Genomic DNA, 26447 nt, shown 5'->3' with positions numbered 1-26447 from the left:
CCGAGTTTCGCAGAAGGCGCCTAGCCGGGGAACGAAGGGTCTATCGGACCCTTGAGTTGCAGTTCCCAGCCGTTGCCCACCCGTTGGAACACACCGGCCCCCGACTGTCCGAAAATCTGCTCGGGTCCGTTGCCCGCACTGATGGTTGTCAGGTTCGGCCATGCAGGCAACAGCTGCGGCTGGCCCGACGTCAAGGACAACAGTTCGGGAACCACGTTATCGGTTGACGAGGCTTTCATCACCGCGACCGTCGTGGAATTGACCCAGACCCCTTGATCAACAGGTGTGGACGAGAACAAGGTTGTGGGTGGCGTCAGATCCTTAGGCGTGCCGTCGGGATTGCGGAGAATACCGGTCACCTGCACCGATGACTTGCCGTTCATCTCGGAGATGACCAGTGCGCGGGTCCCTTCGCGGGAAACCCGGAAGTCCCTCACCACGCGCCCTGCCAGCCATGGCGGCGTCATCGTCACAGTGGGGACGGGCTGGCCTTGAGGAACATTGGACGGTTTGAACGCCACCACCTCGGTGGCACCGTTGCCCCCCGGACCTGCCGTCCAGACCCAGTCCTGCGGGCTGAACGAGGGATGGCTCAGGGTGGTCCTGGTTGTCAATTGCCGGGCGGGCTGGCCCGGAATCATCGAATACAGAACCGTGCCGGCACCGTTGAGGAAGGCCACCGCCTGTGATGTCGGAGACTCGGCGGGAGCGCTCGGGTTCAGTCCGGCCACCGGCTGCATGTCCGGAAGGGCGGACACCCTGTTGTTCTCGTAGCGCACCAGTTCGTTGTTACTGATGGCGATTTGGCGCGCAGGAGCGTTCTTCTCCAGCACCGGCGGAAGGACCGAGCCGTTGTCCTCCACCCGGACAAGGTCCTGGTCTGCCCGCAGCTGGACGTTCACCACGTCAGGCTGGCTGCGGAACGTCAGGGTCAGTTGGTTTTGCATGCGCTGCCGGTCCTCGGCTGAGGCATCCACGAGTTCCTTCGCGGAAAGGTCCACTTGCGCTGCTCCCGACACCACAGGCACCGACTCCCTCGCCAGCTTCATGCCGGAAGGAAAAGCACTGACGACCGCACCTTGGAGGTAGGGCGCAGGGCCGTCGAGCAAGGCGCTGGTCATGGCCTTCACAGTGTTCTTCTTGATGAACCACCGGACGTCCGGAACCGCATACGTAAACGTCGGGTCGTAGAAATAGATGGGTTGGGCCGCGTAGATGACCTTGAACGTCTCTTCGGGGATCGCGGTGCCGTCCGGGACCGCGGAGATCCGCCACTCGCCGTCGACCTGTTCCAGCGTCACCGGAATTGTCTCGGTGGTTCCTTCCGGGAACTGGGTCGCAACGCCGTCGGCGTCAACCGAGTACGCGAGGTCCAGCTGGTACTTGAACTCATTCTCCACGCCGGTCTTGACGACGGTCGCCTTGCGGAAAACGAGCGTGCGCTTGTCGGACTTCCAGCTGACGGACAGCGCCTGCGTGAGGTATTGCCGGGCCACCGCGTAGTCGCCCTCGTAACCGCTGCCTGCACCATAGAAGTCTTCAATGATGGACTCCGGGGTGGCTCCGGGGTGCGGTGGCGGCGGGAAGAAGACGGGAGCGTTCGGGTTGCCCGCGCTTTCGTCCTTGCTCTTTCCCACCGGCCCGGACCGCGGAATCTGCGCGCAGGAACTGAGAACCACCATGAGGACGGCCAGAACGGCAATCACGGCCCTTAATAGGTACGGACGCCCGGACCCTCGGGTGCGTCGGAAAGTCATGGTGCCGTCCCCCCTTGGTGATCGTCGACGTCGTTGTCGGGCGCCGCAGGCAGTGCGGGCGGCAGTGACGGATCGTCCGCCGGGCCAGTCTCCACGGCGGAACCGCGCTCCGGGGGCGGATCGCCCGCTTCCAAGACGAGCATGTGGCGCTCCGGCGCCGCGCCGGGCAAATGGATGTCCGCGGGTTCAAGCTGCAAAGGCGATTTCACGATGGTGCCCCCCTTCTTGAGGGGCAGCGTCAGCCGGAAGTTGGAACCGGATCCCTTGCGCCCCCAAGCCTGCAACCAACCGTTGTGGAGCTTGGTGTCCTCCGCGGCGATGGAAAGCCCCAATCCGCTGCCGCCCGTGGTCCGGGCACGCGCGGGATCGGCGCGCCAGAAACGATCAAAGACCCGCGCGGTTTCTGCCGCGGTCATCCCTATGCCGAAGTCACGCACCGAGATCGCGACCGCATCGTGGTTGGCGGCAACGGAAACGTGGACAGGCTTCCCCTCGCCGTGTTCGACGGCGTTGAGCAGCAGGTTCCGCAGGATGCGGTCGATCCTCCGCGCGTCCATCTCCACGATGATGCGCTTGTGCCGCGAGGTAAGGCGCACATCGGAGCCGTACTCTGCGGCGACGGGCGAGGCGCCGTCGATGACGTGGGCGACGACCTGGAAGATGTCGGTCGGTTCGGCGTCCAGTACCGCGGCCCCGGCGTCGAAGCGCGAAATCTCCAGAAGGTCCGAGAGCAGCGACTGGAAACGCTCCACCTGGTTGTAGAGCAGTTCCGCGGAGCGCTTGTTGATGGGGTCGAAGTCGTCCCTGGCATCGAACAACACTTCCGCCGCCATCCGGACGGTGGTGAGCGGTGTCCGCAGTTCATGGGACACATCGGAGACGAAGCGCTGCTGCATCTGGGACAGGGTGGCCAGCTGCGTAATCTGTTCCTGCAGGCTCGCGGCCATGTGGTTGAAGGAGGCGCCCAGCCTGGCTACTTCGTCTTCGCCCTTGACCACCATCCGCTCCTGCAACTGGCCTGCGGCCAGCTTCTCGGACACGACGGCGGCGTGGCTCACGGGACTGACGACGTTCCTGGTCACATACCAGGCAATGCCGCCGATCATCAGGATGAGCGCGGCCCCGCCGGCCCACAGCACGTTCTGGATTTCGTCCAAGGTTTGTTGGGCGGTATCCAGGTCATACAGGAGATAGAGCTCGTAGACCGTGCCGTTGAATGTGACCTTGTTGCCGACGGCGATGCCGGGATGGTCCTGGTTGCCGACCGGGAACTCAGTGGATGCCCAGTATTGGTCCTTGCCCGATTCCTGCACAGCCTTGCGAAGTGCCGGAGGAATGACGCGCACCGTCAATTGGTCCGAGGCCCGCGATTCCACCCAGCGGTTGCGCGGCTTGGTTTGTTCGGGCATCGCTTCGAAGACATAACGCCGCTGGATGACCGAGCCATTGCCCTCCACTGCCTTGAGCGTGTCGTACACGAGGGTGATGACGCTTGACTGGTCGTTGGCTTGTGAACCGTCGAAGGTGTCCTGGACTTGCTTGACGTAGTAGCGGCTCTCGGATTCGGCTTGCTTCAAACGTTCCTGGAACAGGTTGTTCGCGATTTGGTTTGAGAGGTACGCGCCGACTACCGCAAAAGACACCATCGACAGCACAATCGTCACCGCGACGGTCCTGAATTCGAGGGAGCGGCGCCAACGGCGCAGCAGGGCGCGCCACAAGTACCGGATTCCCGGCCGGATGTGGCGAAGTCCGGTCACCACGAGGCGGGAGACACGCAGTGCCAGGATGAGGGCGCGGCGCGTCCATATGCGGGTGCGCTCGAGGATCCAGGGGAGATTCAGTGCCCGCGCGTCCGTGTGTTCCGGCACAGGATGTCCTGGAACAGGATGTTTGACCTTGGCCGCCGCGGCCTCTTGGTCAGTGCCGGGCTCGCCGGTGGAAGACTCAGGCGCCTGCTTTATATCCGACACCACGAACCGTCAATACAACTTCGGGAGCTTCCGGGTCACGTTCGATCTTGGACCGGAGGCGCTGGACATGGACGTTGACCAGCCGGGTGTCGGCGGCGTGTCGATAGCCCCATACCTGCTCAAGGAGCAGTTCACGGGTGAAGACCTGCCAGGGCTTGCGCGCCAAGGCGACCAAGAGATCGAATTCCAGTGGCGTCAGCGAAATCCGCTCTCCGCCGCGGGTCACCAAGTGGCCCGCCACGTCAATGGTGACGTCGGCAATCCGCAGTGTCTCGGGCGCCTTCTGGTCTCCCGGGCGCAGCCGCGCACGGACCCGGGCCACGAGCTCGGCAGGCTTGAAAGGCTTGGGCACGTAGTCGTCAGCACCGGATTCAAGGCCGCGGACGACGTCGGAGGTGTCCGCTTTGGCGGTGAGCATGACGATGGGGACGTCCGACTCCCCGCGGATCTGGCGGCACACTTCGATGCCATCCGATCCGGGCAGCATCAGGTCAAGCAGTACCAGATCTGGCTTTGAGGAACGGAAGACCTCCAGCGCTTGCCCACCGTCCGCGCAAAAAACCGGGTCGAAGCCGTCGTTCCGCAGCACGATGCCGATCATTTCGGCCAGCGCTTCGTCGTCGTCTACTACCAGGATGCGTGCCTTCATAGTTATATATTCCCTTATCACCAAGCCTTTGTCCCGTTGAGCCCGATCACGGCATGGCGCGCTGCAGCCCGCAAGCGAATGGGCTATGAGGCACGACGGCGGAACTATAGGCTGGTGCGAACGGCCCCTTCCGGGGTCGGTGCACTGCTGCGGACGCATCTTTTGGGGAGGAAAACGTGTCACAGCCAGACCCGGCATACCGGCCTGAGCAGGGACCCCGACCGCCGTGGGGCGCACCCCCGCCCGGCGCGCAGCCACAGTGGGGCGCGCAAGCACAGTGGGGCGCGCAACCACAGTGGGGCGCGCCGCAGTATCCGGGGCAAGCGTGGGGCGCGCCGGCCGATCCGCGTTGGCCGGCCGGCAGTCCACCTCCCTATGGCCAGCCACGCTACGTGGCTCCCCCGAAACCCGGAATCGTGCCCCTCCGCCCGCTCTTCTTCGGTGAGATCATGGACGGCGCGTTCCAGACCATCCGCCGGAACGCGAAGACCATGTTTGGATCGGCCCTTATTGTCCAGGCGATCACCGGCGCATTGAGCGGGGTGGTCGAGTTTGCCACGCTAGGGATCGCCCGACCTCCCGTAGGGGGCTTCACGAGCCAGGACGAGGCGACGCAATACTTCAGCCCGGTCCTTGGCGCGGCTGCCGGGATCATGGGAATCTCGTTGCTCTCCATGGTGCTGGCGGCCATCCTTCAAGGAGTCATGGCGATTCCCGTCGCCAGGTCGGCGTTGAACCGGCCCACCGGGTTCAAGCAAATGTGGTCCCTCGCCCGCTCGCGTCTCTGGCCCCTGGTAGGCTTCGCCGCCCTCATCCTCGCCGGAGCGTTGCTGTTCTTCCTCGTCCTGTTCTTGTTGGCCGTCCTCATCCTGACTGGATTGGGACCGGTCGGGGGGCTGTTGCTTCTCCCAATGGGACTGGGCGCGATCGTCGTATATGCCTGGATCTACACGAAGCTGATGGTGGCCCCCGCGGCGATCACCGTAGAGGAACTCGGCGTCTTCGCCGGTCTCCGACGCTCGTGGGCGCTGACCACCCGGAACTGGTGGCGGATCTTCGGAATCACGCTGCTCGTGGCCTTCATGGTGGGTATCATCGGGTCGGTCATCCAGATTCCCCTGAGCTTGGCGTCCGGCGGAGTAACCGCTGTGTTCGCACCCCATGCCGGGGCCCCGCAAGTGACCACCACGGCCATTGTCCTGGCAGTCGTTTCGCTGGTGGTCGGGATCCTGGTAAGCGCCGTTGGCTTCGCTTTCCAAACCTCGGTAGCGGCCCTGATTTATATGGACCTGAGGATGCGGCGCGACGGACTGGACGTGGAGCTCCTGCGCCTCCTGGAAACCGGGGAAGATCCCGACGGCGTTCCGGGCCGCCGCGGGCCACGTCAAGCCGGTGCGCAATCGTGGCCGCCGACCACCGGTCAGGGCTTCCCCACAGGATGATTCCGGCATCCGCTCCCTTCGCCTTTCTTTTCGCCGCCTCCGAGCCTCCCGTTGATCCAGACCGCGCGGAAGCGCAACGGTGGGCGGTTGAGGAACTGTCCAAACCGCAGTACGCAGCCGCCAAACCCAGTTGGATAGACCAGATATGGAACCAGTTCATCGACTGGCTCCGCTCCTTGAACGGCGACTCCATCAGCGGGCCGAATATCGGAGTGCCGTTGATCGGCGCCCTGGCCGTGGTCCTCATCGTGGTCGCGGTGATCGTTGTCAGGCCAAGGCTCAACGCCCGGAAGAAGATCTCGGCGGATGTTTTCGACGGCGAGGCAACAGCTGACGCCGGCGCGTTCCGCGCTCGGGCAGCTGCTGCGGCAACCCGCGGGGACTGGCAAACGGCCGTCGTCGAACAATTCCGTGCTGTGGTCCGCTCCGCGGAGGACCGGGCAATCATTGATATCCAGGCTGGCCGGACCGCGGACGAGGCGGCTGCTCAATTGGGACGCGCATTCGGGGAAGCCAGTTCGCGGCTCGAGGAAGCGGCCCGCATTTTCGATGGCGTGAAGTACGGGAAAGCAACTGCCACGGCTTCCGATCATGCTGCAGTGCTGGCCTTGGACACCGGACTGTCGGGCATGAAACCTGACTTCGCCGGCCAACCCGCCATCGGTTTGGCGGTGCCGCGATGACCGCCGACACCCAGGAGCTCCGATGGCCCGCGCAGTTGCGGGCCTGGTCGCGCCGCCATGTGGCCTGGATCATCATCGGTGCCATCGTCGCGGTATTGGGCGTCGTCACGGTGACGCAGTCCCCCGCGAACCCGGACAGCGCACCCCTCTCCGCCGGCAATCCGGCGCCGGATGGTGCGATGGCCGCCGCCGAAATCCTCCGGCGGCACGGAGTCGCGGTCACGGAATCCGATTCGTTCGCGAAGACCACCTCGCTGCTGGCGAAGGAGCCGGGCGCCACCGTCTTCCTGTATGACCGCAACGGCTATCTCGATTCCGCCCAGTTGCGCAGCTTGCTGCAAACGGCCGCGCGGGTGGTGGTCGTGGCCCCCGGGCTCCGCACCCTCACGGGACTGGGCAGCGGGATCCATAGCGCCGGGGTGGTTCCCGACGGTACGTCAACGTTGGAAGCTGGATGCGGTCAGGCCGATCCGCTGGCAGCAGGGAGTGTCTCCGCGAAGGGCGCGTTCCTTTACACAGGGGCCGAAGCGATGTGCTACCGCCCGAGCAGCAAGGACGGCGGCATGTACGCGGCCACTGCGGACGGACGGCTGGTGGTACTCGGCAGCGCAGCCCTGCTCAGCAATGATCTCCTTCAGGTGGAAGGCAATGCCGCGTTGGCACTCCGAACCCTCGGGCCTGCGCCGGATCTCGTCTGGTATCTGCCCGGCCTTGGAGACGTACCGAATGACGGCGGGCCGCCTACGCTGAATGATTTGGCGCCACCGTGGGTTGGCTTCCTGGGCTTGTGGTTGGCGGTGATCGCGGTGCTCGCCGTGCTGTGGCGGGGCAGGCGGCTTGGTCCGCTGGTGTTCGAGCCGCTGCCGGTGGTGGTCAAGGCCGTGGAGACCGCGGAAGGCCGCGCGCGTCTGTACCAGGATTCCCGCGCTGTGGGCCGGGCAGCCGATAATCTCCGGGCCGGCACGTTAAACAGGCTTGCCAAGCACTTCCGACTCGGACCTGAGGCCGGCGCACAAGCCGTCCTCGATGCCGTGTCCCGGAAGGTCACCCGGCCTGCACAGGAACTGCGGACGGTACTGCTGGACCACCGGCCACGCAGCGAATCAGAACTGGTCCACTGGGCACAAAGCATCGAAAGACTCGAGCAGGAGGCAACGGCCCCATGAGTAATCAACCGCTCAGCAATCAAACAATGAGCAATCAAGCGAACAGCTTTACAGACGGCGACCATGGCTACTCGGGAGGCCCGGCGTCGCACGGGCAACCGGCGCCGGCCCCTGCGACGTCCGATACTGCCCGCAAAGCGTTGCTGGATGTCCGTCACGAAGTAGGCAAGGCCGTCGTCGGGCAGGATGCAACGGTAACGGGCATGCTCATCGCGCTGCTGTGCGGGGGGCACGTACTGCTTGAGGGTGTTCCGGGCGTTGCCAAGACCCTGCTGGTGCGTGCTTTGTCCGCCGCCCTGAGCCTGGATACGAAGCGGGTCCAGTTCACGCCGGACCTCATGCCCGGTGACGTCACGGGCTCGCTCGTCTACGACTCGCACACCTCGGAATTCACCTTCCGCGAAGGACCGGTGTTCACCAACATCATGCTTGCGGACGAAATCAACCGAACGCCTCCCAAAACCCAGGCTTCGCTGCTGGAAGCCATGGAGGAGCGACAGGTATCGGTGGACGGGCTTTCCCGGCCGCTGCCATCGCCCTTCATTGTGGCCGCGACGCAGAACCCGGTCGAGTACGAGGGCACGTATCCGCTGCCCGAGGCCCAGCTGGACCGCTTCCTCCTCAAGCTGTCCATGCCGTTGCCCGGACGTGCAGAAGAGATCGAAGTGGTCCGAAGGCATGCGGAAGGCTTTGATCCACGCAATTTGCCCGCGGCGGGAGTCAGGCCCGTAGCGGGGCCCGCCGAACTCCAAAATGCCCGCGACGCGGTGGCCGGAGTGACAGTTGCCCCAGAGATCCTCGGCTATATCGTGGACGTCGTGCGGGCGACGCGGGCGGCGCCGTCGTTCCAGCTGGGCGTCTCCCCGCGTGGTGCCACGGCGTTGCTGAACACCTCGCGTGCCTGGGCATGGTTGTCCGGACGCAACTTTGTCACCCCCGACGACGTCAAAGCACTCTCCCTTCCGTGTTTGAGGCACCGTGTTGGGCTTCGTCCCGAGGCACAAATGGACGGTGTGCACATAGACGATGTCCTCGGAAGCATCCTGGCTTCTGTTCCCGTGCCACGTTGAGAGGCCGTGCCTCATGACTGTCCGAACCATGACCATCCAGGGGTATTGAATGGCGATCACAGGCCGCTTCGTGCTGCTGGTTTTCGCCGCGTTGGCCCCCTTGGTCCTGTTTCCCGCCTGGAGCACGGTCCTTCTCACCACCGCCGTCCTGCTCGCGCTGTTGTTGTGCGACATCGTGCTGGCCGCATCGCCCGCGAAAATCGCCCTGCAGCGGAAGGACCCTGGGAATGTCACCCTGCATTCGGAAACGGAGTCCGTTCTGACGCTGGAGAACGGCAACCGGCGAACCTTCCGCGGGCTGGTGCGGGACGCCTGGCAGCCGTCCGCCGGGACCGTCGCCGCGGTCCAGCGCGCCGATATCCCGGCTGGTGAGCGGCGGCGAGTGTCGGTACGGCTGAGGCCCACGCGGCGCGGCGAGCTGACCGCACCGCACGTTACCCTGCGTTCCTTCGGCCCGCTTGGCCTGGCTGCCAGGCAACGTACCGTGGCCCTCCCCGGCCGTCTGCGCGTCCTGCCGCCATTCCATTCCAAGCGGCATTTGCCGTCCAAGCTGCGGAAACTGCGGGAGCTCGACGGCAAGGCGGCCGTGCAGATCCGCGGAGCCGGCACAGAGTTCGATTCCCTCCGCGACTACGTCCGGGGTGACGATGTGCGCTCCATCGACTGGCGGGCCACCGCCCGGCGCACCGCCGTCGTCGTCCGGACCTGGCGGCCGGAACGGGACCGACGCGTCGTGATCATGCTCGACACCTCGCGCACGGCGGCAGCCCGGATAGACGACGAGCCCCGACTGGACACCGGGATGGAGGCGGCGCTCTTGCTGGCAGTGCTGGCTGAACGGGGCGGAGACCGCGTGGACTTCTTCGCCTTCGACAGGCGCGTCCGCGGGCGCGTCGATTCGGCGGCGAAAGGCAATCTCCTCGGCTCCCTGGTCCAGGCCATGGCTCCGCTCGAGGCGGAACTGATCGAGATGGACTGGGCCCGGATCCCGGCCGAGATTCGGGCCATTTCGGCGCACCGTTCCCTCGTGGTCCTGTTGACCTCGCTCGACAGCGGCGCTCCGGAAGAGGGACTCATCCCCTTGGTAGCGCAACTGGCGCGGCAGCACGTGGTGCTGATTGGATCGGTCCGGGACCCCTTGCTGGGACGGATGAAGGAGGAACGCACAACGGCGAGCCAGGTCTTCCGTGCCTCGGCCGCCGAACGTGCCCTGCTGGACCGTGAGGCCGTGAGCGCACAATTGCGGCAGCTTGGCGCGGAGGTAGTCGACGCCGAGCCCGTGGAATTGCCGCCACTCCTGGCGGATGCGTACATTCGGCTGAAGGCCGCAGGCCGCTTGTAGCCCGGCCGGGCGCCGTGTCCACAAAATTCAATTACCCGGAATCCGAGGAAAGCACATGAGCACACCCATCTACGAGCTGGCGCTGGGCGCCAAGTTCCGCCAATTGCAGCCCGAGCTCCAGGACTACTTCTCCCTCGCCCCGGGCTCCGGATACTACGGAATCGGCGAGGGCGTCTTCGACGTCGTCGGTTGCCGCCAGAAATGGCTCCGCCCCCTCCTTGCCACGGTCGCCGGGGAAGAGGCCTTCTTCCCCGAATACGGGGAGCGCATCCCGTTCCGCATCGAAAATCATGCGCACCTTGACCCGTTCGGGCGCTCCAGCCTCACTGCCCGGCGTGAAATCTTCTTCCCCGGGCACACCCGCTTGTTCCATGACACCACCGTCGCGGAAACCAGCAACGACGGCACCCGTCTGGTCGACTACGTGGGCCGGTATCGCCGGCTCGCCACGGCTTTGGACCTGGACGTCACGCCCGAGGGGCGGCTTCGCGGCGTCTCGGGCGCCTCGCGTTTGTTCCTGGGTCCCCTGAGGCTCGCCCTGCCGGCTTACCTGGACGCCAAAGCCTACGCAGAGCAATGGTGGGATGCGGCAGAAGGCAAACATCGGATCCAGGTGAAGGTCCTTCAGCGCCATGTGGGCCTGGTCCTGGTCTACGCAGGCTCCTTCGATTACCGTTTGGCACCCTCGCTACCAGCGACCGATGGTGCCGCGGCGGCCCGCACCGCGACTGCCGCCGTCGGCCTCCCCCGTTACGCCGAGCCGGACCGGTGGGAACGGCGGGTCTAGAAGGCGCCGGACGAAAGGCTAACCGAGCGCGAGCTGGTTCAGCCCGTCAGCAAGCTGGGTCAAGCGGTTCAGAACCTCTTTGGCTCCCGACGGCGAGTACCCGGCCAGCCCGTCCGACGGCGTGACACGCACGGCCCCCAGGCTCGACGCCGGCAGGCCGAGTTGGCGCCAAGGCCGCCACACGCTGTCCACGAGTTCGGCGGTGCGTGGCAGGTTTGCCCGCGGATTCTCTACGGGGAGGGCGCCGGCCCACACACGTTTGCCCGCTTCGACGGCGGTGGCAAGCTGTTCCCACTGGCGCGTGGTGAGTGCTTTGAGCGGAAGCGCGACGCCGTCGGCCCCGGCTGCGAGGATCTGCTGGATGGGTGCTTCGATCTCAGGAACCGAGACCACTGTCTCCGCGACTCCCGCGGCCCGCAGCGCGTCGATGACCAGACGCCAGCCGCCCGTGGCCTCTTCGACCGGGATGGCGCGCAGGGTGCGGTAACCGCTCGCGGTGGGAATGGTGCCCGCCAACACGGAAGAGACGTCCGGCTCGTCGAGCTGGACCACTATCCCGGCGCCCGGCACGGCATCGCGGATCCGGGACACGTGCTCGGCGACGCCGGCCGCCAGGGACTCGGCAATGTCCCTCCTGGCGCCGTAATCAAGAAGGGCGCGCTCCCCATTGTGCAAATAGAGGCCGGCCGCGAGGCTCAAGGGGCCCCGCAACTGAATCTTGAGTTCCCGGGCGGAGGTCTCTTCCGAGCCGGCAACATCGGCGAGGACGTTGATGTCCGTGGCAAGCGCAGACTTGGCGCGCCGCAGGTCTTTCCCCGGGCGGTCAACCAGGCGCCAGCCGTGTGGCTGGACATCGATCGCCAGCTCGACCAGAAGCGATGCAGTCCGGCCGAGGGCGTCCGAGCCGACACCGCGGTCGGGAAGCTCGGCAAGGAACGGCAGGTGCGGGCTGCCCAGCTCGCCACGGATCACCCGTGCCGCCTCGGCAGGATCAGTCCCGGGCCAGGGACCCAAGGCCGTGGCGGTGACCTGGTTCTGCGTGGTTTCGGCAGGCACGTCGTCAGGCCTGCGCGATGGAAGCCTGGTGGCCCTCGGCGATGGCCTCGTGGTGCCGGATGACCTCGCTGATGATGAAATTCAGGAATTTCTCGGCGAAGGCAGGATCGAGGTGCGCTTCTTCGGCGAGCCGGCGCAACCGGGCAATCTGGGCGGACTCGCGCCCCGGGTCCCCTGCAGGAAGCTTGTGCGTCGCCTTGAGGACGCCCACTTTCTGGGTGGCCTTGAAGCGTTCCGCGAGGAGGAAGACAAGGGTGGCGTCGATGTTGTCGATGCTGGAGCGGATGGAGAGCAGCTCGTCCATGACGGCCTGGTCCACACGGCCTGCAAGGGAGCTGGCGGAAGGATCGAAGGAGTCGGCGTCGGGGAGGGCGTGGTTCTGCTCGGTCATTCCTCCAGTCTAGGGTGTGCCGGCCGGGCCTTGAGGGGCAGAATGGGCATGTCCACGCCGATGATAAGGAGAGCACGCATGAAAATCGCAGTTCTTGGCACCGGAATGGTAGGGCATGCCCTGGCAAGCAAATTGGTGGAGGTCGGCCACGAGGTCATGATGGGTTCCCGGGAGGCCGGCAATCCCAAGGGTACGGAGTGGGCTGCGCAGGCAGGGCCGGGAGCGAGTTCCGGTTCCTTCGCCCAGGCGGCCGGCATCGCGGAAATCGTGGTCAACGCGACCCCGGGCACGGTCTCGCTCGCAGCATTGAGCGAGGCCGGGGCCGCGAACCTGGCCGGCAAGGTCCTGGTGGACGTATCCAATCCGCTGGACTTTTCCGCGGGGTTCCCGCCGTCGCTCTCCGTCTGCAATACCGACAGCATTGCCGAGACCATCCAGCGTTCCTTCCCCGAGGCCCGTGTGGTCAAGACCCTCAACACTTTGACTGCTCCGCTGATGGTTGATCCGCTCAGGCTTGCCGATGGTGCCCATGACGTCTTCGTGGCGGGGAACGACGAGGACGCGAAAGCCACCGTCGTCGGGCTCCTGCGGGAGTTCGGTTGGATTCCGGAGCACATCCACGACTTGGGCGGGCTCGACGTCGCCCGCGGCCTTGAAATGTGGATGCCGCTGTGGCTCCGGATCTTCATGCGCCAGCCGAAGGACAAACTCTTCAACATCAGCATTGTGTCCGAATAGCCCAGACGGAACGGACATGCCCGCCCTTCGTGGAGAAGGGCGGGCATGTCCGTTCTTGTGGATCACCGCTTCGATGGCGGGCTAGATGCCCAGCAGCTCGCGGTTCTCTTCCCGGCGTCGGGCCTGTTCGTCAGGATCCGGCACCGGCAGCGAGGCGATCAGCCTACGGGTGTAGTCGTGCTGGGGACTGCCCATGATCTGGCTGCCGATCCCTTGTTCCACGAGCTTGCCCTTGTACAACACGCCGACCCAATGGGAGAGGATGTCCACGACGGCGAGGTCGTGGCTGATGAACAGCGCGGCAAAACCGAACTCTTCCTGGATGTCCTTGAACAGTTCCAGGACCTTTGCCTGCACGGACACGTCGAGGGCCGAGGTCGGCTCGTCGGCGATCAGGAGGCGCGGGTTGAGCGCGAGCGAACGCGCCAGCGAAGCACGCTGGCGCTGCCCGCCGGAGAGCTCATGCGGGAAGCGTTCAGCGTACGACGCCGGCAGCTGCACCGATTCGAGCAACTGCGCCACGCGCAGGCGTGCTTGAGCCGGGCTGGGGTGGGTATGGATGAGCAGCGGTTCCGCCACGCACTCACCAATGGTCAGGTGCGGGTTGAACGAGGCGGCCGGGTCCTGGAAGACGAAGCCGATGTCCTTGCGCAGCGGCTTGAACGTGTGCTCCTTGAAGCCCAGCATTTCGTAACCAAGCACCTTGAGGCTGCCGCCGGTTGCCCTGTTGAGGCCCGCGATGGCCCGGCCGATCGTGGACTTGCCGGAACCGGACTCGCCAACCAGGCCGAAGACCTCGTTCTCAGAGACCGTGAAGCTGACGTTGTCCACGGCCTTGAACCCAGGCTTGCCGAGGCGGCCTGGATACTCGATGGTGAGGTTCTTTGCCTCAACCAGGACCTTTCCGCCTTGGTGCAGGCGCTCAGTGGCCCCTTCGGACGCTGAGTTGCGGCCGAGGTGCGGCACGGCGGCCAGCAGCTTCTTGGTGTAGTCCTGTTTGGGCTCCGCGAAGAGCACCCTGGAAGTAGCCTCTTCCACGACGTCACCTTGATACATGACCACGACGCGGTCCGCCAGGTCGGCCACGACACCCATGTTGTGGGTGATGAGGACAATCGAGGTGCCGTACTTGTCCCGCAGGTCCCGGAGCAACTGAAGGATTTCGGCCTGGACCGTGACGTCCAGGGCGGTCGTCGGCTCGTCCGCCACGATCAAACCCGGGTTCAAGGCAAGCGCGGCAGCGATGACCACGCGTTGCTTCTGCCCACCCGAAAGCTGGTGGGGATAGTAGTTGACGCGGGTCTCCGGATCGGGGATGCCTACCTTGCGCAGGGCTTCGGTAGCCCGCTTCTTGGCTTCCCTGGCCGAGATGCGGTGTCCGTCCGAGGCATGGGCCCGAATGCCTTCGGCGATCTGCCAGCCGACCGTGAACACCGGGTTCAGGGCCGTTGACGGCTCCTGGAAGACCATGGCTACGTCGCGGCCGCGGATCTTGCGCAGTTTGGACGCGCTGACGCTGATGACGTTGTTGCCGTTGATCAGTACGGCTCCGGAGCTGATGGCTGTCTCCGGGAGCAAGCCGAGGATGGTCTTGGCCGTAACAGTCTTGCCGGAACCCGACTCCCCCACGATCGCCACGACTTCGCCGGCTTTGACCTCGAGGCTGACGTCCTTGACCGCGTAGACGTCGCCGCTGTCCGTGGCAAAGGTGACTTTGAGCCGTTCGATGTCCAGGACCGGCTGGCCGGATTGCAGCGGCTGGTCCGAAATGTTGCCGATGTTGGTGGTCATGCCTTACCTGCTTCTGGTTCAGGAGTGGTGGTGGCCCCTGTGTTCTTGCCGTCGGTTCCTGCCGTGGCCTTCGAGCGGGAGGCCTTGCCTCCAGCACGCTTGCGACCACGTAGCCGGGGATCGTTGAGATCGTTGATGCTCTCGCCGACCAGGGTCAGCCCCAGCACCGTGAGGACGATCGCGATACCCGGGAAGACGCCCGTCCACCAAATGCCGGAGGACGCGTCTGCCATGGCCTTGTTGAGGTCGAAGCCCCACTCTGCGGCTGAGGACGGTTCGATGCCGAAGCCCAGGAAGCCGAGGCCGGCCAGGGTCAGGATCGCTTCGGAGGCGTTCAGGGTGAACATCAGCGGAAGCGTCCGGGTGGCGTTCTTGAAGATGTGCCGGGTGATGATCCGGAAGCTGGAAGCACCCAGGACCATGGCCGATTCCACGAACGGCTCGGCCTTGAGCCTGATGGTCTCGGCCCGGATCACGCGGAAATACTGCGGAACGAACACCACGGTGATCGAGAAGGCGCAGGCGAGGATGCCGCCCCAGAAGCTCGACTGGCCACGGCTGATGACGATCGACATGACGATCGCCAGGAGCAGGGAAGGAAAGGCGTAGATGGCATCGGCGATGACTACCAGCACCCGGTCCAGCCAGCCGCCGAAGTAACCACTGAGCAGGCCCAGCGCCACGCCGAGGAAGATGGACATCGCCACGGCGACGACGATCACGGTCACCGCGGTCTGTGAACCCCATAGGACGCGGGAAAGAACGTCATAGCCGCCCACCGTGGTGCCGAGCAGGTGCTTGCTGCTGGGGGCCTCCTGGGTGGGGAACGAGCCGGAAGCGTCACTTAGTTGGGAATAGCCGTACGGTGCGATGAACGGCGCAAGCACGGTCGAGAGAAGGAAGAGCCCGGTCAGCACAAGCCCTGTGATGAGCATGCCCCGCTGGAGGCCAACGCTCTTGTTGACGTGGGAAATGACGGGAAGTCCAGACAGGAAGGACTTCTTTCGTCCTGAAATTGTTGCAGTGCTCATGTCAGTACCTCACTCGCGGGTCGATCAGCGCGGCGACGACGTCCACGACGAAGTTGGTGAATGCGACGATGACGGCCAGCAGCACCACGATGCCCTGGACCGCGACGAAGTCCCTCGCATTCAGGTATTGGACCAGCTGGTAGCCAAGGCCCTTCCATTCGAAGGTAGTCTCTGTGAGCACGGCTCCGCCGAGCATCAGGGCGATCTGCAGGCCCATGACGGTGATGATGGGGATCAGCGCCGGCTTGTAGGCGTGCTTGGTCACGAGGCGGAACTCGCTGACGCCACGGGAACGGCCGGCTTCGACGTAGTCCTTGCCCAGCGTGCCGATGACGTTGGTCCGGACGAGGCGCAGGAAGACGCCGGCGGTCAGCAGACCGAGGGCAACAGCAGGAAGCACGGCGTGCGACACGACGTCGCCGAGTGCGTTGAAATTGCCGCTGCGGAGGGCGTCAAGCCAATAGATGCCGGTGGGGGCGGCCAATTGGCCCATGGCCAGCTCGGTTCGGGTGGACACACGCCCGGCCACGGGGAGCCAGCCGAGCCAAACGGAGAACGTCAGCTTGAGCAGGAGTCCGGAGAAGAACACCGGGGTGGCGTAGCAGAGGATCGCAAAGCAGCGCAGGAAAGCGTCAGTCGCCCTGTCGCGCCGTTGAGCGGCGATCATGCCCAGCGGGATGCCGACTGCGAGCGCCACGATCAGCGCATTGATCGACAGCTCGAGGGTGGCCGCGCCGAAGGTCGACAGCATTTCGACGACGGGGCGCCGGTCGGTGATGGTAGTGCCGAAGTTGCCTGTGACCAGCTGGCCGAGGTATTCGAAGTACTGGACGATGATCGGCCGGTCGTAACCGGCGTCGTGGATTCTCTGCGCCAGGACATCCGGAGGAAGCCGGCCGCCCTGGGCTGCGGTAATGGGGTCTCCGATGACCCGCATGAGGAAGAAAACCAAGGTCACGAGGATGAAGATCGTGGGAATGATCAGGAAGAACCTGACCACGATGTACCTGCCCAGACCCCCGCCCGCTGATTTACTCTTGGGAGCGACCGCGTCCGGTTCGACGTCGGGCACCTCTATAAGTGTTGTCATTGCTACCTAAAGGTCATTGCCCGCGGATCGCGCGGGGTTTTGCTCAAAATGTGAGGCAATCAGCAATAAGGGGAGGCAAAGCACCTGTTGGCACCCGCCTCCCCCTACCGGCTGCTTACTTTGAAATAGTTCCCAATCGGAACTTGAAGGAAGCGTCAAGCGTCTTGTCGACGCCGTTCACGCCCTGTGCCGAGATGGCAACCTGGGCACCCTGGAGCAGCGGCAAAGTGGAAATGTCCTTTGCCAAAGCGTTCTGGGCGTCCTTGATGGTGGATTCGCGAGCCGACTTGTCCGTGGTGGTCAGCTGCTTATTGATGAGGTCTGTCACGGCAGGGTCGTTGAAGTGGTTCTTCAAGAAGCCGCCGTTCGGGAAGAACGGGGTCAGGTAGTTGTCCGGGTCGCTGAAGTCAGGGAACCAACCGAACTGGAACAGCGGGTACTCGTCGGCACGGCTGGCTTTGCTGTAGGTCACCCATTCGGTGGACTGCAGGTTGACCTTGAAGAGGCCCGACTTTTCCAGCTGGTCCTTGATCATGGCGTACTCGTCGCCCGAGGACTTGCCGTAGTGGTCCGGGTTGTACTGGAGGTTCAGGGTGACGACGTCCTTGACGCCGGCGTCGGAAAGGACCTTCTTGGCTTTGTCCAGGCTCGGCTTTCCGTTGTCACCGTAAGCGTCCTTGAACGACTCGTTGGCGCCCAGGAATCCGCTGGGGACGTTGGAGTACAGCGGCAGGTAGGTGCCCTTGTAGACCTGGTCCGCGATGGCCTGGCGGTCAACGAGGTTGGCGATTGCCTGGCGCACGGCAAGTGCCTTGGCCGGGTCGGCATCGGGTGCCTTGGCGCCGAACGGCATGGTGTTGAAGTTGAACGTGATGTAGCGGATCTCGCCGCCGGGACCAACGTTGACCTTGACCTTCGAGTCCTTCTTGAGGTCGTCGACGTCGGTGGCGCTGAGGCTCCGGTTTGCAACGTCGATGTTGCCCTGCTGGATGTCCAGCTTCATGTTGGTCGGCTCGGCGTAGTACTTGATCGTGGCGGCGTCATTGGCCGGCTTGCCCAGGACACCCTGGTAGTCAGGGTATGCCTTCAGGCTGATGAGCTCGTTCTTCTTGTAGCTGTCGATCGTGTACTGGCCATAGAACGCCTTGGCCTTGATGATGTCGTCATCGGAAAGCAGCTTGTCGGCCGGGAAGACCTGGTGGTCCACGATCGGCGCGGCCGGGCTGCTGAGGATCTGCGGGAACGTCTGGTCGTTGGCGAGCTTCAGCTTGAAAACGACAGTGCTGGGGTCAGGGGCGCTGACGCTGTCCAGGTTTTCGAGCAGGCTAGCAGGACCAGCGGGGTCGTTGATCTTGAGCTGCCGGTCGAAGGAGAACTTGACGTCCGTGGAGTCCAGCGTATGGCCGTTGGCCCACTTCAGTCCGGGCTTCATCTTCACGGTGTACTCGGTTGGCGACGTGAACGACGCCGACGCTGCCAGGTCCGGAACCGGGTCCGCGCTTCCTGGCTTCGAGTTGAGGAGGAAGGAATAGACCTGGTTCATCACCATGAAGGAACCGTTGTCATACGAGCCTGCAGGGTCGAGCGCGGTCACCTTGTCGGTGGTGCCATAAGCGATCGGGCCGCTTGCAGCTGAAGATGCTGAACCGCCGCCGCCCGCCGGGCCCGTGCAGGCCGTCAGAGCGAATACGGAGATGCCCGCGAACGCGATAACGCTGCGCAAGGCTTTTTTGTTCAATGCCATCAGTGAACTTTCTGTTCGATGGATACGGCGAACCGCCGTGGGTAATTTTCTCGGAGCACATACTCCTGACTCCACGATTCAATCAGAAGCATTTTTGGTGAAACGTTTGATTTTGTGAGTTGAGACACAAAATTTACTTTTCTTTTGGCTCGAAGTCGGCTACGCGGGCCACGTCAGGGCGCTTCCAGTGTCGAGAAGCGCACTTGTTAGCGCTAACAATATTGCCGGTGCTCCCCCGGGAAAGTCGCCGGAATTCGCGGCCCTAGAGTTCCGCGCGCTGCAGGGAACGGGCGGCGTCGATGGTTGCCTGGCCGAGAACACGCGTGCCTTGGTACAGCACGATTGTCTGCCCGGGAGCCACCCCGCGCAGGGGCTCGACAAGAGTCACCACGAGGCCTTCGCGTCCGATGCCGGCGTCGTCGGTGTGCCGCACGACCGAAGCCTTGGCAGGAACCGGATCACCATGGGCGCGGACCTGGGCGTGGCAGTCGAACTCGGCGCCCGTGGAAACCTCAGCAATGGGCACGCCTGCCCAGGACACCTTGATTCCACGGATCTCGTCGATGGCCAGAAGCGCTTCGGGCCCGACAACCACCTTGTTTTCCTTGGGCCGGATTTCCAGCACGAAGCGCGGCTTGCCGTCAGCGGCAGGGGTGCCGAGCTTGAGGCCGCGGCGCTGGCCTACGGTGAAGGCGTTGGCCCCGGGGTGTTCCCCGACCTTGGTTCCGGCCTCGTCCACGATGTCGCCGGTGGTCATGTCGATCTTCTCGGCGAGCCAGCCGGCGGTATCGCCGTCCGGGATGAAGCAGATGTCATGGCTGTCCGGCTTGTTCGCCACGGACAGGCCGCGGCGCTCGGCCTCGGCGCGGACCTCAGCCTTGGAGGGGGTCTCCGCCAACGGGAACATGGAGTGCTTAAGCTGCTCGTGGGTCAGGACGCCGAGGACATAGCTTTGATCCTTGGCCCAATCGGCCGCTCGGTGGAGTTCGGGATTGCCGTCCGCGTCGTGGATGACCTTGGCGTAGTGGCCGGTGCAGACCGCGTCGAATCCGAGGGCGACAGCCTTCTCCAAGAGGGCGGCGAACTTGATCCGCTCGTTGCAGCGCATGCAGGGATTGGGAGTGCGGCCGGCAGCATATTCATCGATGAAGTCCTGGACGACGTCTTCCTTGAAGCGCTCCGAGAAGTCCCAGACATAGTAAGGAATCCCCAGGACGTCGCACGCGCGCCAGGCATCGCGGGAGTCTTCGATGGTGCAGCAGCCTCGGCTCCCGGTGCGCAGCGTTCCGGGCATGCGGGACAGCGCCAAGTGGACGCCAACGACGTCGTGCCCTGCCTCGACGGCGCGGGCGGCGGCAACGGCGGAGTCGACTCCGCCGCTCATGGCTGCAAGAACTCGCATGCTGGCTTTCTGTTGATGTTGGGGGGAAGATTTGCGCGGAAGAGACGAGGCGCGCCCAACTATTCTAGCGCCCGCGGGAATCCGCCTCAAAAAATGCCTTGACCACCGTCGCGGACGATTCTAAAGTCAAAATAAACAGTTTTAGATCCCGGCCGAGTGCGCATTCATTCATCCACACGCAGCCTGGCCACGCGAACCGCCCACGCCCCGCGAATCGAGTCACCATGGACACTGAACACATCCTTATCGCAGGCGGCGGACTCGCCGGTGCCACGGCGGCAAAAACCCTGCGCTCCGAAGGTTTCCAGGGCCGCATCACCGTGGTCTGCGCCGAGAATGAGCTCCCCTACCTGCGCCCTCCCCTCTCCAAGGAATTTCTCCTGGGCAAGGCCGACGAGGACAGCGTCCCGGTGCTGGCGGCCGGCTGGTATGGGGAGAACGACGTCGAACTCCTCCTTGGCGAGGCGGTCGCAACCGCCGATCCTGCCGCCCACACGGTGAAGCTGGAGTCAGGAACCGGGCTGAAGTTCAGCAAGCTCCTGATCGCCACCGGGGCGCAGCCGCGCCGGATTCCCCTCCTTGCTTCCGATCTTGCGGGCGTCATGACGTTCCGGACCTTCAATGATTCCCGGCGACTCAAGGAAGAACTGTCCGGCGGGGGCCGGACTGTGGTGATGGTCGGCTCGGGTTGGATCGGCATGGAGCTCGCCGCAGCCGCGAGCAGCTACGGCAACAGCGTGACCTTGCTGGGGCTTGAAGACGTCCCGCTCAGCACGGCCATCGGCCCCGAACTAGGGGGCTTCTTCCGCAGCCTGCACGAAAAGCACGGTGTGCAGTTCCGGCTCCCTGCGAGCGCAGCGGAGATCACCGGCACCGGGGGCAGGGCGAGCGCCGTTGTCACCAACTCCGGCGAAGTGCTTCCTGCCGACCTCGTGGTGGTGGCTGTCGGCGTGGTTCCGGATACGAGCCTCGCCGAAGCCGCAGGGCTGGACATCCGCAACGGAATCGTGGTGGATTCTTCGCTCCGGACCAGCAGCCCGGACGTTTTCGCGGCCGGAGACGTCGCCAACGCCCTCCACCCCTTCACCGGCGATCACCACCGGAGCGAGCACTGGTCCAACGCCCTCAACGGCGGCAAGGTCGCAGCCAAGGCGATGCTGGGACAGGACGCGATGCTGGACGTCGTCCCGTATTTCTACACGGACCAGTTCGACGTCTCGATGGAGTACTGGGGATATCCCACCCTCGCGGCAGGTTCCGTACCCGTCATCCGGGGCGCGTTGGAGGAGAACAGCTTCCTCGCCTTCTGGCTACGGGACGGTGCGGTGGTGGCGGGCATGAGTGTCAACCGGCAGCGGGTACAGAAGCCCGTCAAGGCGCTCATTTCGGGGCGCATACCCGTGGATGTGGCCCGCCTGGTGGATCCCGCTGTTCCGCTGGATCAGTTGTTGTCCGGAGACTGATCGCCGGCCGGGATCCCGGCAGGGACGCTGCCGTGGCTCCGGGCCACCGTGGCTGCGGTCTGGATGCTGGACTCGTGACCGGCCATTCCTGCAAGCTTCGCCCGGGCATACGCGTCCGGAAGGGCCTTGAGCAGGGCGTCGACGTCGGCGTCGTTCGAAGTGTGTCCCAGGCTGAATCGTTGCGCCCCGCGGGCGGTCTCCTCGTCCAGCCCCATGGCAAGCAGGACGTGCGAGGGCCTGGGGACTCCCGCGGTGCACGCGGAGCCAGTGGAGGATTCGATGCCCGCGAGGTCCAGCAGGAACAGCAGGGAATCGCCTTCACAGCCAGGGAACGTGAAATGCGCGTTGCCGGGAAGCCGGGCGTCGCCGGGCGCGCCGCGGAGCACCGCCTCGGGAATGGCGACCTTGACGCCGTCGATGATCCGGTCCCGCAAGGCGCCGATCCGTTCGCGCTCTGCCACCAGGTTGTGGGAAACAGACTCAGCCGCGGCGGCGAATGCCGCGATGGAGGCCGTGTCCAGGGTCCCCGAGCGCACGTCGCGCTCCTGCCCACCCCCGTGCTGGACGGGAACGACCTTGGTGGAACGCCCCAGGAAGAGGGCACCCACGCCGACGGGTCCGCCGATTTTGTGGCTGGAGACCGACATCGCGGCGAGCCCTGAGTCGCGGAAGCTCAGGGGAATCGAGCCGAACGCCTGGACTGCGTCCGAGTGCACGGGTATGCCGTGGGCGGCGGCGATGTCCACGATCTCCTTGACGGGCTGGATGCTGCCCACCTCGTTGTTTGCCCACATGACAGTGACCAGGGCCACCGATCCCGGGTCTCGTTCCATCTCCGCCCGCACAGCGTCGAGTTGCACTACGCCCTGGGAGTCGACGGGGAGCCAGACCGCTTCGGCTCCTTCGTGACGTTCAAGCCATTCGACCGTGTCCTGCACCGCGTGGTGCTCGACGGCGGAGCACAGGATCCGCTTGCGGCGGCCGTCTTCGTCGTGGCGGGCCCAGTACAGCCCCTTGACGGCGAGGTTGTCCGCTTCGGTTCCCCCGGACGTGAAGATGAGCTCGGAGGGATGTGCCCCTGCGGCTGCCGCGATCGCTTCCCGAGCCTCTTCCACGGATCGGCGCGCACGCCGTCCGGAAGCGTGCAGCGATGACGGATTGCCGGTCCGCGCCAGCTCGCGGGTCATGGCGGTGAGAGCTACAGCGGCCAGGGGCGTGGTGGCGGCATGGTCCAGGTAAACAGGCACTACCCAAGTCTATCGAGGCACACCGATTCAGGCTTGCGCGGCAGGTGCCGTCCCGGCGCTCCCCCTAATCCGCGGGAAGGATCCTTGCGCAGCAATGGCCCTCCCGGTTGTCATCGGCGATCCGGTCCTCGGCAATTCCGCACGCGGCGGCCGCTCCGCTCAGGAAGGCGCCGTTCAGGGCGCAGACGACAGTCGTGTGGCTTTCGGCCAGCCGGTGGAACGGGCAATTGACCAGGGAGTACCCGCCGTCGTCGTCAGCTTCCGGCCTGTAGCCGTAGTTGGCCAGGACATCCTCGAAATGCGGCTCGACGCTCCCGGCCTCGCGGCCCCGGGCGTAGGCGGTTTCGAGAAGCGCTTCGCGGGGGGAGCCCCCCTGTGTCATCAAGGCCTGGATGGCAGAGGCCATCACTTCGCCGGCGAGGTCGTAGTGGCGCTCAGGCACCGAGGCGCCGACCTCTTCAACGACAGGCGCGTACAACTTCGCAGGGCGCCCGGAACCCGGACCCACTTTGCCCCCGAGCTTGCGGAACTCGACACTCAGGAGCCCGTCACGGACCAGCCGGTCAAGGTGAAAGGACGCCGTGCTGCGGGGAAGACCGAGGGCCATCGCGGCTTCGTCGCGGCTGACCGCGTCATTTGCGCCGCAGACGTGCTCGTACAGGCGGCGGCGATTGCCGTCGTCGAGGGATGCCAAGGCGGAAAGCCGACGCAGCCAGGGAAGTCCGGTCATGCATCCAGCTTATCTCTAAAATCAACATTCATTGATTAATCCTTCCCTAAAATCAAATTATCCACTTTTAGAAAGAAGGCATCATGAGTACCGCATCATCCTGGGCCCAAGCGAAGACCGGATCGCTGATGTCCATGGATCCCGGCGGCAGGCATTCCTGTTCCTCCGGACCGTGTTCACCGTGGCGCCGGTCCTTTTCGGCCTGGCTGTCGCCGGGCGCCGCTGACCGCCAGGGTCAGGCCAAGACCCGCAAGGCGCCCGGAACCACGTCGATCTCCAGCGGGAGGGGGCCGATCCGCTCGCCGTCGGCGTAGGCCACCACGTTCTCCGCGCCAAGCCGCACTGAGCGCACCCGGCGGATTTCCACCGCCGGGTGCGAGGTGTGCCGGCCGGAAAAGACCTTCGGGAACACCGCAAGGAGGGCCAGCCGGGACAGGGGCTTGACGACAAACAGATCCAGCCACCCGTCGTCGGGCGCCGCATCGGGGACGATGCGCATCCCGCCGCCGATCGATTGGACGTTGGCCACGGAAATCAACATGGCGCCCTCCCGCGATGACGCGCCGTCGGCCGTCACGGTGTAGTTGATGGCCCGGAACGATCCGAGCTCCCGGAGCATCGCGAGGGTGTAGCGGAGCGTACCCCTGGGCCATTTCCAGGAGTTCGCCCGTTCATTGACAGCGGCGTCGAATCCCGCGGATACCGCCCCGGCAAACCACATGGTGCGTCCGCCGGAAGTTACGCGGCCCGCGTCGATCAGCCGGCCGCCGTCGGCGAGCGCCGAAATCACACGGGCACACGATCCCGCTACGTCCTTCAGGGGCAGTCCAAGCATCCGGGCCATGTCGTTTCCCGTACCCACGGGAACAATCCCGAGCGGCAAGGCCGTGCCGCCGAGCGAGTTGACGCCCAAATGGACCATGCCGTCGCCGCCCACAACCACCAAGGCATCGGGACGCGCACGAAGCGCTTCGCCGACGGCTTCCCGCAGGGCGTCCATGCTGTCGCGTCGAAGGACGACGACGTCGAGGCCTGCGGCGCGGAGACAGCGGGCGGCTTCGTCCCCGGCAAGGGCGTGCCGGCCGAACGCTGCGGTCGGATTGACTGCCAGCACGATCCATCGACGCGGCCGACCGCCCAGCCCGTCGGAGCCGGTGGTGGGCAGGTCAAAGGGATGATCGGGGCCGGCCGGGGAGTTCACAGCATGAATCATGCCACCGGCAGGGGCGGGATCCGGGGAACTAAAGCCCCGGCCGCCGTCGTTCTCATGGTGGGCTGGCTAGACTTGCCAAGATCGCCGTTCCGGCACAGGGCGGCGGGAATCTTCAGAATCCCAGAGAAAGGCCCGTGGTTGGCTCAGGGCAGCAGTTCCCACTATCAGGTCCTCCGGGTCCCCGTCACGGCGTCGGACAAGGAGATCAAAGTGGCCTACCGGAAGGCCGCGAGGAACGCCCACCCGGACCACGGCGGGGATCCCGAAGTCTTTCGACAAGTCACGCTTGCGTACGAGACCCTGATTGATCCCAAGCGGCGGGCGGAGTACGACCGCCGCTATGCGAGCGGCGTTTCGGGCAGGACAACCCCGTTCCCGGCGCAAAGGCCTGACTACGCCGGCACCGGCGCTCCCGGACCGGAAACCCGGGCTGGGGTCCACCGTCCGAATGCCCCGCGGAACACCGCCGGCGACGCCCCCGTCTACGTCCCGCCCTTCGATGATCCCTTGGAGATTCCCCTCATTTCCAAGCGCGAGGCCGCCTTGCAGATCCATGGGATTCCCCGGAAGCGTGGGATCTTCGGCGCCGAAGCCCGCATTCAGCGCGAAATGCGGACAGTCCAGCTCATCAGCCGCCAGATCCTGCCCGCCATCCCTTCGGCACGGCTCATCAACGGGCTTCGCTCCCCCTCGGATGACAGCCACATCGATCACGCCCTGCTTGTCGGCTACCGCTTGGCGCTGATCGGTTCCATGCTGCTGCCCAAGGGCGCCTATGCCTGGGACGGCGTGGCGCTCAAGCACGGCGGCCGCTCGGTGCCGCCGCCCCAACTCGAGCTGATCGTTCGCCACATGCAGGAGATCTTCCCGGAACTGAATGTGACGGGCTGGGTGGTAGTCCACAGCCCGGACGGCAACCCGCACGAGCCGGTCATCGACCATTACAGGCGCACGGACGGAGATTTCGGGTCGGTGCAAATCGTCAACGCCTCCGGGCTGGCACGCGGGCTCAAGCAGTTCCTGAGTTCAGGACCCGTGCCCAACACCGTGGTTGTCCCGGTCCTTGCCCGACTGCTGCGCGGCATGCACTGAGCAACGCCCTCTTTTCGCTGGCTAGGATTGATACGTGTTCCGCATCCTCTTCCACACCCCTGAAATCCCGGGCAACACGGGAAACGCCATCCGGCTCGCCGCCATCACCGGCGCGGAGCTCCACCTCGTGGAGCCGTTGGGCTTCGACTTCTCCGACGCGAAACTGCGCCGCGCGGGACTCGACTACCACGACCTCGCAGTAGTCACGGTGCACAAGGACATCGAGGCCGCATGGGCGGCACTGCAGCCAGAACGCGTCTTCGCATTCACGTCCGACGGCGAATCCTCCTACACGGACATCGCCTACGAGGAAGGCGACGTCCTGCTGTTCGGCCCCGAGTCGGTCGGACTTCCCGCCTGGCTGAAGCAGGATCCGCACGTCACGGCCCGCGTCCGGCTTCCCATGCTGCCGTCCCTCCGCTCGCTGAACCTTGCCAATGCGGCTTCCATCGCGGTGTACGAGGCCTGGCGCCAGCACGGTTTTGCGGGCGCGAAACTCTAGCCACGCCAAGCGGCCGCCCGGACAGCCTCAAGGCGACCGCCGCGTATCACCCATCCAAAGCTCGCCCTGCGCCGAATACCCTATGCAG

The 26447-nt window shown here is 65.0% G+C and carries 23 protein-coding genes; 10 read left to right on the top strand and 13 right to left on the bottom strand.

Annotated features, from left to right (window positions below):
• Positions 1 to 20: 20 nt before the first annotated feature.
• From KNN17_RS11515 to mtrA, 3 genes are read right to left on the bottom strand one after another with little or no spacing between them, the layout of a single operon-like run.
• Complete coding sequence (locus KNN17_RS11515) at positions 21 to 1757, bottom strand: LpqB family beta-propeller domain-containing protein (RefSeq protein ID WP_241709211.1); 1737 nt, start codon at positions 1755 to 1757, stop codon at positions 21 to 23.
• The gene (gene mtrB / locus KNN17_RS11510) at positions 1754 to 3733 is read right to left on the bottom strand and encodes an MtrAB system histidine kinase MtrB (RefSeq protein WP_241709210.1); all 1980 of its coding nucleotides are present in this window, start codon (positions 3731 to 3733) and stop codon (positions 1754 to 1756) included. The genes KNN17_RS11515 and mtrB overlap by 4 nt, the downstream gene beginning before the upstream one ends.
• Positions 3705 to 4379: an MtrAB system response regulator MtrA gene (gene mtrA, locus KNN17_RS11505; RefSeq protein ID WP_028264852.1), complete on the bottom strand. Its 675-nt coding sequence runs from the start codon at positions 4377 to 4379 to the stop codon at positions 3705 to 3707. The genes mtrB and mtrA overlap by 29 nt, the downstream gene beginning before the upstream one ends.
• Before the next feature lie 392 nt (positions 4380 to 4771).
• Between mtrA and KNN17_RS11500 the strand changes: the two genes are divergently transcribed.
• Genes KNN17_RS11500 through KNN17_RS11475 form a run of 6 tightly spaced genes read left to right on the top strand, consistent with a single transcriptional unit; the run spans position 4772 to position 10869 of the window.
• Positions 4772 to 5821 (top strand): DUF7544 domain-containing protein, encoded by a 1050-nt coding sequence (locus KNN17_RS11500; protein WP_241709202.1) that lies wholly within the window; start codon positions 4772 to 4774, stop codon positions 5819 to 5821.
• Positions 5818 to 6504: a DUF4129 domain-containing protein gene (locus KNN17_RS11495; RefSeq protein ID WP_241709201.1), complete on the top strand. Its 687-nt coding sequence runs from the start codon at positions 5818 to 5820 to the stop codon at positions 6502 to 6504. Before KNN17_RS11500 ends, KNN17_RS11495 begins: the two co-directional genes overlap by 4 nt.
• Entirely contained in the window at positions 6501 to 7670 is a 1170-nt protein-coding gene (locus tag KNN17_RS11490; protein ID WP_241709200.1) for a DUF4350 domain-containing protein, read from the top strand. The genes KNN17_RS11495 and KNN17_RS11490 overlap by 4 nt, the downstream gene beginning before the upstream one ends.
• 26 nt (positions 7671 to 7696) lie before the next feature.
• The gene (locus KNN17_RS11485) at positions 7697 to 8740 is read left to right on the top strand and encodes an AAA family ATPase (protein WP_241709199.1); all 1044 of its coding nucleotides are present in this window, start codon (positions 7697 to 7699) and stop codon (positions 8738 to 8740) included.
• Positions 8741 to 8789: 49 nt separating this feature from the next.
• Entirely contained in the window at positions 8790 to 10082 is a 1293-nt protein-coding gene (locus KNN17_RS11480; RefSeq protein ID WP_241709198.1) for a DUF58 domain-containing protein, read from the top strand.
• Between the two features lie 55 nt (positions 10083 to 10137).
• Positions 10138 to 10869: a DUF4166 domain-containing protein gene (locus KNN17_RS11475; RefSeq protein ID WP_241709196.1), complete on the top strand. Its 732-nt coding sequence runs from the start codon at positions 10138 to 10140 to the stop codon at positions 10867 to 10869.
• A gap of 18 nt (positions 10870 to 10887) precedes the next feature.
• On the opposite strand, the gene KNN17_RS11470 is transcribed toward KNN17_RS11475, so the two are convergent.
• Positions 10888 to 11925: a hypothetical protein gene (locus KNN17_RS11470; RefSeq protein ID WP_241709194.1), complete on the bottom strand. Its 1038-nt coding sequence runs from the start codon at positions 11923 to 11925 to the stop codon at positions 10888 to 10890.
• Positions 11926 to 11929: 4 nt separating this feature from the next.
• The gene (locus KNN17_RS11465; RefSeq protein ID WP_059387536.1) at positions 11930 to 12316 is read right to left on the bottom strand and encodes a chorismate mutase; all 387 of its coding nucleotides are present in this window, start codon (positions 12314 to 12316) and stop codon (positions 11930 to 11932) included.
• A gap of 78 nt (positions 12317 to 12394) precedes the next feature.
• Between KNN17_RS11465 and KNN17_RS11460 the strand changes: the two genes are divergently transcribed.
• Positions 12395 to 13054 (top strand): NADPH-dependent F420 reductase, encoded by a 660-nt coding sequence (locus tag KNN17_RS11460; protein ID WP_241709192.1) that lies wholly within the window; start codon positions 12395 to 12397, stop codon positions 13052 to 13054.
• A gap of 81 nt (positions 13055 to 13135) precedes the next feature.
• On the opposite strand, the gene KNN17_RS11455 is transcribed toward KNN17_RS11460, so the two are convergent.
• The 5 genes from KNN17_RS11455 to mnmA all read right to left on the bottom strand — a co-directional run bounded on the left by KNN17_RS11455 (position 13136) and on the right by mnmA (position 20112).
• A complete protein-coding gene (locus KNN17_RS11455) occupies positions 13136 to 14845 on the bottom strand; it encodes an ABC transporter ATP-binding protein (RefSeq protein ID WP_078108373.1) in 1710 nt (569 codons plus the stop codon).
• The gene (locus KNN17_RS11450) at positions 14842 to 15876 is read right to left on the bottom strand and encodes an ABC transporter permease (protein WP_078108372.1); all 1035 of its coding nucleotides are present in this window, start codon (positions 15874 to 15876) and stop codon (positions 14842 to 14844) included. The genes KNN17_RS11455 and KNN17_RS11450 overlap by 4 nt, the downstream gene beginning before the upstream one ends.
• A 1-nt stretch (position 15877) precedes the next feature.
• The gene (locus KNN17_RS11445; RefSeq protein WP_241709190.1) at positions 15878 to 16966 is read right to left on the bottom strand and encodes an ABC transporter permease; all 1089 of its coding nucleotides are present in this window, start codon (positions 16964 to 16966) and stop codon (positions 15878 to 15880) included.
• 115 nt (positions 16967 to 17081) lie between these two features.
• A complete protein-coding gene (locus KNN17_RS11440; RefSeq protein WP_241709184.1) occupies positions 17082 to 18710 on the bottom strand; it encodes an ABC transporter substrate-binding protein in 1629 nt (542 codons plus the stop codon).
• A 262-nt stretch (positions 18711 to 18972) separates the two neighbouring features.
• Positions 18973 to 20112: a tRNA 2-thiouridine(34) synthase MnmA gene (gene mnmA, locus KNN17_RS11435; RefSeq protein ID WP_241709183.1), complete on the bottom strand. Its 1140-nt coding sequence runs from the start codon at positions 20110 to 20112 to the stop codon at positions 18973 to 18975.
• 224 nt (positions 20113 to 20336) lie between these two features.
• Between mnmA and KNN17_RS11430 the strand changes: the two genes are divergently transcribed.
• A complete protein-coding gene (locus KNN17_RS11430) occupies positions 20337 to 21575 on the top strand; it encodes an NAD(P)/FAD-dependent oxidoreductase (protein WP_241709182.1) in 1239 nt (412 codons plus the stop codon).
• Here the strand turns inward: KNN17_RS11430 and KNN17_RS11425 are convergent.
• From KNN17_RS11425 to KNN17_RS11415, 3 genes are all read right to left on the bottom strand, one after another.
• Positions 21554 to 22822 carry a cysteine desulfurase family protein gene (locus KNN17_RS11425; protein ID WP_241709181.1) on the bottom strand — a complete coding sequence of 423 codons (1269 nt, stop codon included), beginning with the start codon at positions 22820 to 22822 and terminating at the stop codon, positions 21554 to 21556. The two genes, KNN17_RS11430 and KNN17_RS11425, sit on opposite strands and share 22 nt — an antisense overlap.
• 64 nt (positions 22823 to 22886) lie before the next feature.
• Positions 22887 to 23552, bottom strand: a complete 666-nt coding sequence (locus KNN17_RS11420; protein WP_241709180.1) for a helix-turn-helix transcriptional regulator — start codon at positions 23550 to 23552, stop codon at positions 22887 to 22889.
• A gap of 235 nt (positions 23553 to 23787) precedes the next feature.
• Positions 23788 to 24693, bottom strand: coding sequence for a diacylglycerol/lipid kinase family protein (locus tag KNN17_RS11415; protein ID WP_242598745.1), 906 nt, complete (start codon positions 24691 to 24693; stop codon positions 23788 to 23790).
• A 210-nt stretch (positions 24694 to 24903) separates the two neighbouring features.
• Here KNN17_RS11415 and KNN17_RS11410 point away from each other — a divergent pair, with 210 nt between their 5' ends.
• On the top strand, positions 24904 to 25857 hold the full coding sequence (locus KNN17_RS11410) for a J domain-containing protein (protein ID WP_241709177.1): 954 nt from the start codon (positions 24904 to 24906) through the stop codon (positions 25855 to 25857).
• 34 nt (positions 25858 to 25891) lie between these two features.
• Complete coding sequence (locus KNN17_RS11405; protein ID WP_078108363.1) at positions 25892 to 26359, top strand: tRNA (cytidine(34)-2'-O)-methyltransferase; 468 nt, start codon at positions 25892 to 25894, stop codon at positions 26357 to 26359.
• The last annotated feature ends 88 nt before the right edge of the window (positions 26360 to 26447 follow it).

The organism is Arthrobacter bambusae (assembly GCF_022606295.1).
Classification (GTDB): Bacteria; Actinomycetota; Actinomycetes; order Actinomycetales; family Micrococcaceae; genus Arthrobacter; species Arthrobacter bambusae_A.
Note: the sequence above shows the minus strand (reverse complement) of the source record. Positions and strands in the feature narration are given on the sequence as shown.

Bases quoted from the DNA above. Each gene is read 5' to 3' on its own strand.
- KNN17_RS11515 (WP_241709211.1), bottom strand. From the start codon at position 1,757: ATGACTTTCCGACGCACCCGAGGGTCCGGGCGTCCGTACCTATTAAGG.
- mtrA (WP_028264852.1), bottom strand. From the start codon at position 4,379: ATGAAGGCACGCATCCTGGTAGTAGACGACGACGAAGCGCTGGCCGAA.
- KNN17_RS11495 (WP_241709201.1), top strand. From the start codon at position 5,818: ATGATTCCGGCATCCGCTCCCTTCGCCTTTCTTTTCGCCGCCTCCGAG.
- KNN17_RS11490 (WP_241709200.1), top strand. From the start codon at position 6,501: ATGACCGCCGACACCCAGGAGCTCCGATGGCCCGCGCAGTTGCGGGCC.
- KNN17_RS11485 (WP_241709199.1), top strand. From the start codon at position 7,697: ATGAGCAATCAAGCGAACAGCTTTACAGACGGCGACCATGGCTACTCG.
- KNN17_RS11480 (WP_241709198.1), top strand. From the start codon at position 8,790: ATGGCGATCACAGGCCGCTTCGTGCTGCTGGTTTTCGCCGCGTTGGCC.
- KNN17_RS11475 (WP_241709196.1), top strand. From the start codon at position 10,138: ATGAGCACACCCATCTACGAGCTGGCGCTGGGCGCCAAGTTCCGCCAA.
- KNN17_RS11465 (WP_059387536.1), bottom strand. From the start codon at position 12,316: ATGACCGAGCAGAACCACGCCCTCCCCGACGCCGACTCCTTCGATCCT.
- KNN17_RS11460 (WP_241709192.1), top strand. From the start codon at position 12,395: ATGAAAATCGCAGTTCTTGGCACCGGAATGGTAGGGCATGCCCTGGCA.
- KNN17_RS11455 (WP_078108373.1), bottom strand. From the start codon at position 14,845: ATGACCACCAACATCGGCAACATTTCGGACCAGCCGCTGCAATCCGGC.
- KNN17_RS11450 (WP_078108372.1), bottom strand. From the start codon at position 15,876: ATGAGCACTGCAACAATTTCAGGACGAAAGAAGTCCTTCCTGTCTGGA.
- KNN17_RS11445 (WP_241709190.1), bottom strand. From the start codon at position 16,966: ATGACAACACTTATAGAGGTGCCCGACGTCGAACCGGACGCGGTCGCT.
- KNN17_RS11440 (WP_241709184.1), bottom strand. From the start codon at position 18,710: ATGGCATTGAACAAAAAAGCCTTGCGCAGCGTTATCGCGTTCGCGGGC.
- mnmA (WP_241709183.1), bottom strand. From the start codon at position 20,112: ATGCGAGTTCTTGCAGCCATGAGCGGCGGAGTCGACTCCGCCGTTGCC.
- KNN17_RS11430 (WP_241709182.1), top strand. From the start codon at position 20,337: ATGGACACTGAACACATCCTTATCGCAGGCGGCGGACTCGCCGGTGCC.
- KNN17_RS11420 (WP_241709180.1), bottom strand. From the start codon at position 23,552: ATGACCGGACTTCCCTGGCTGCGTCGGCTTTCCGCCTTGGCATCCCTC.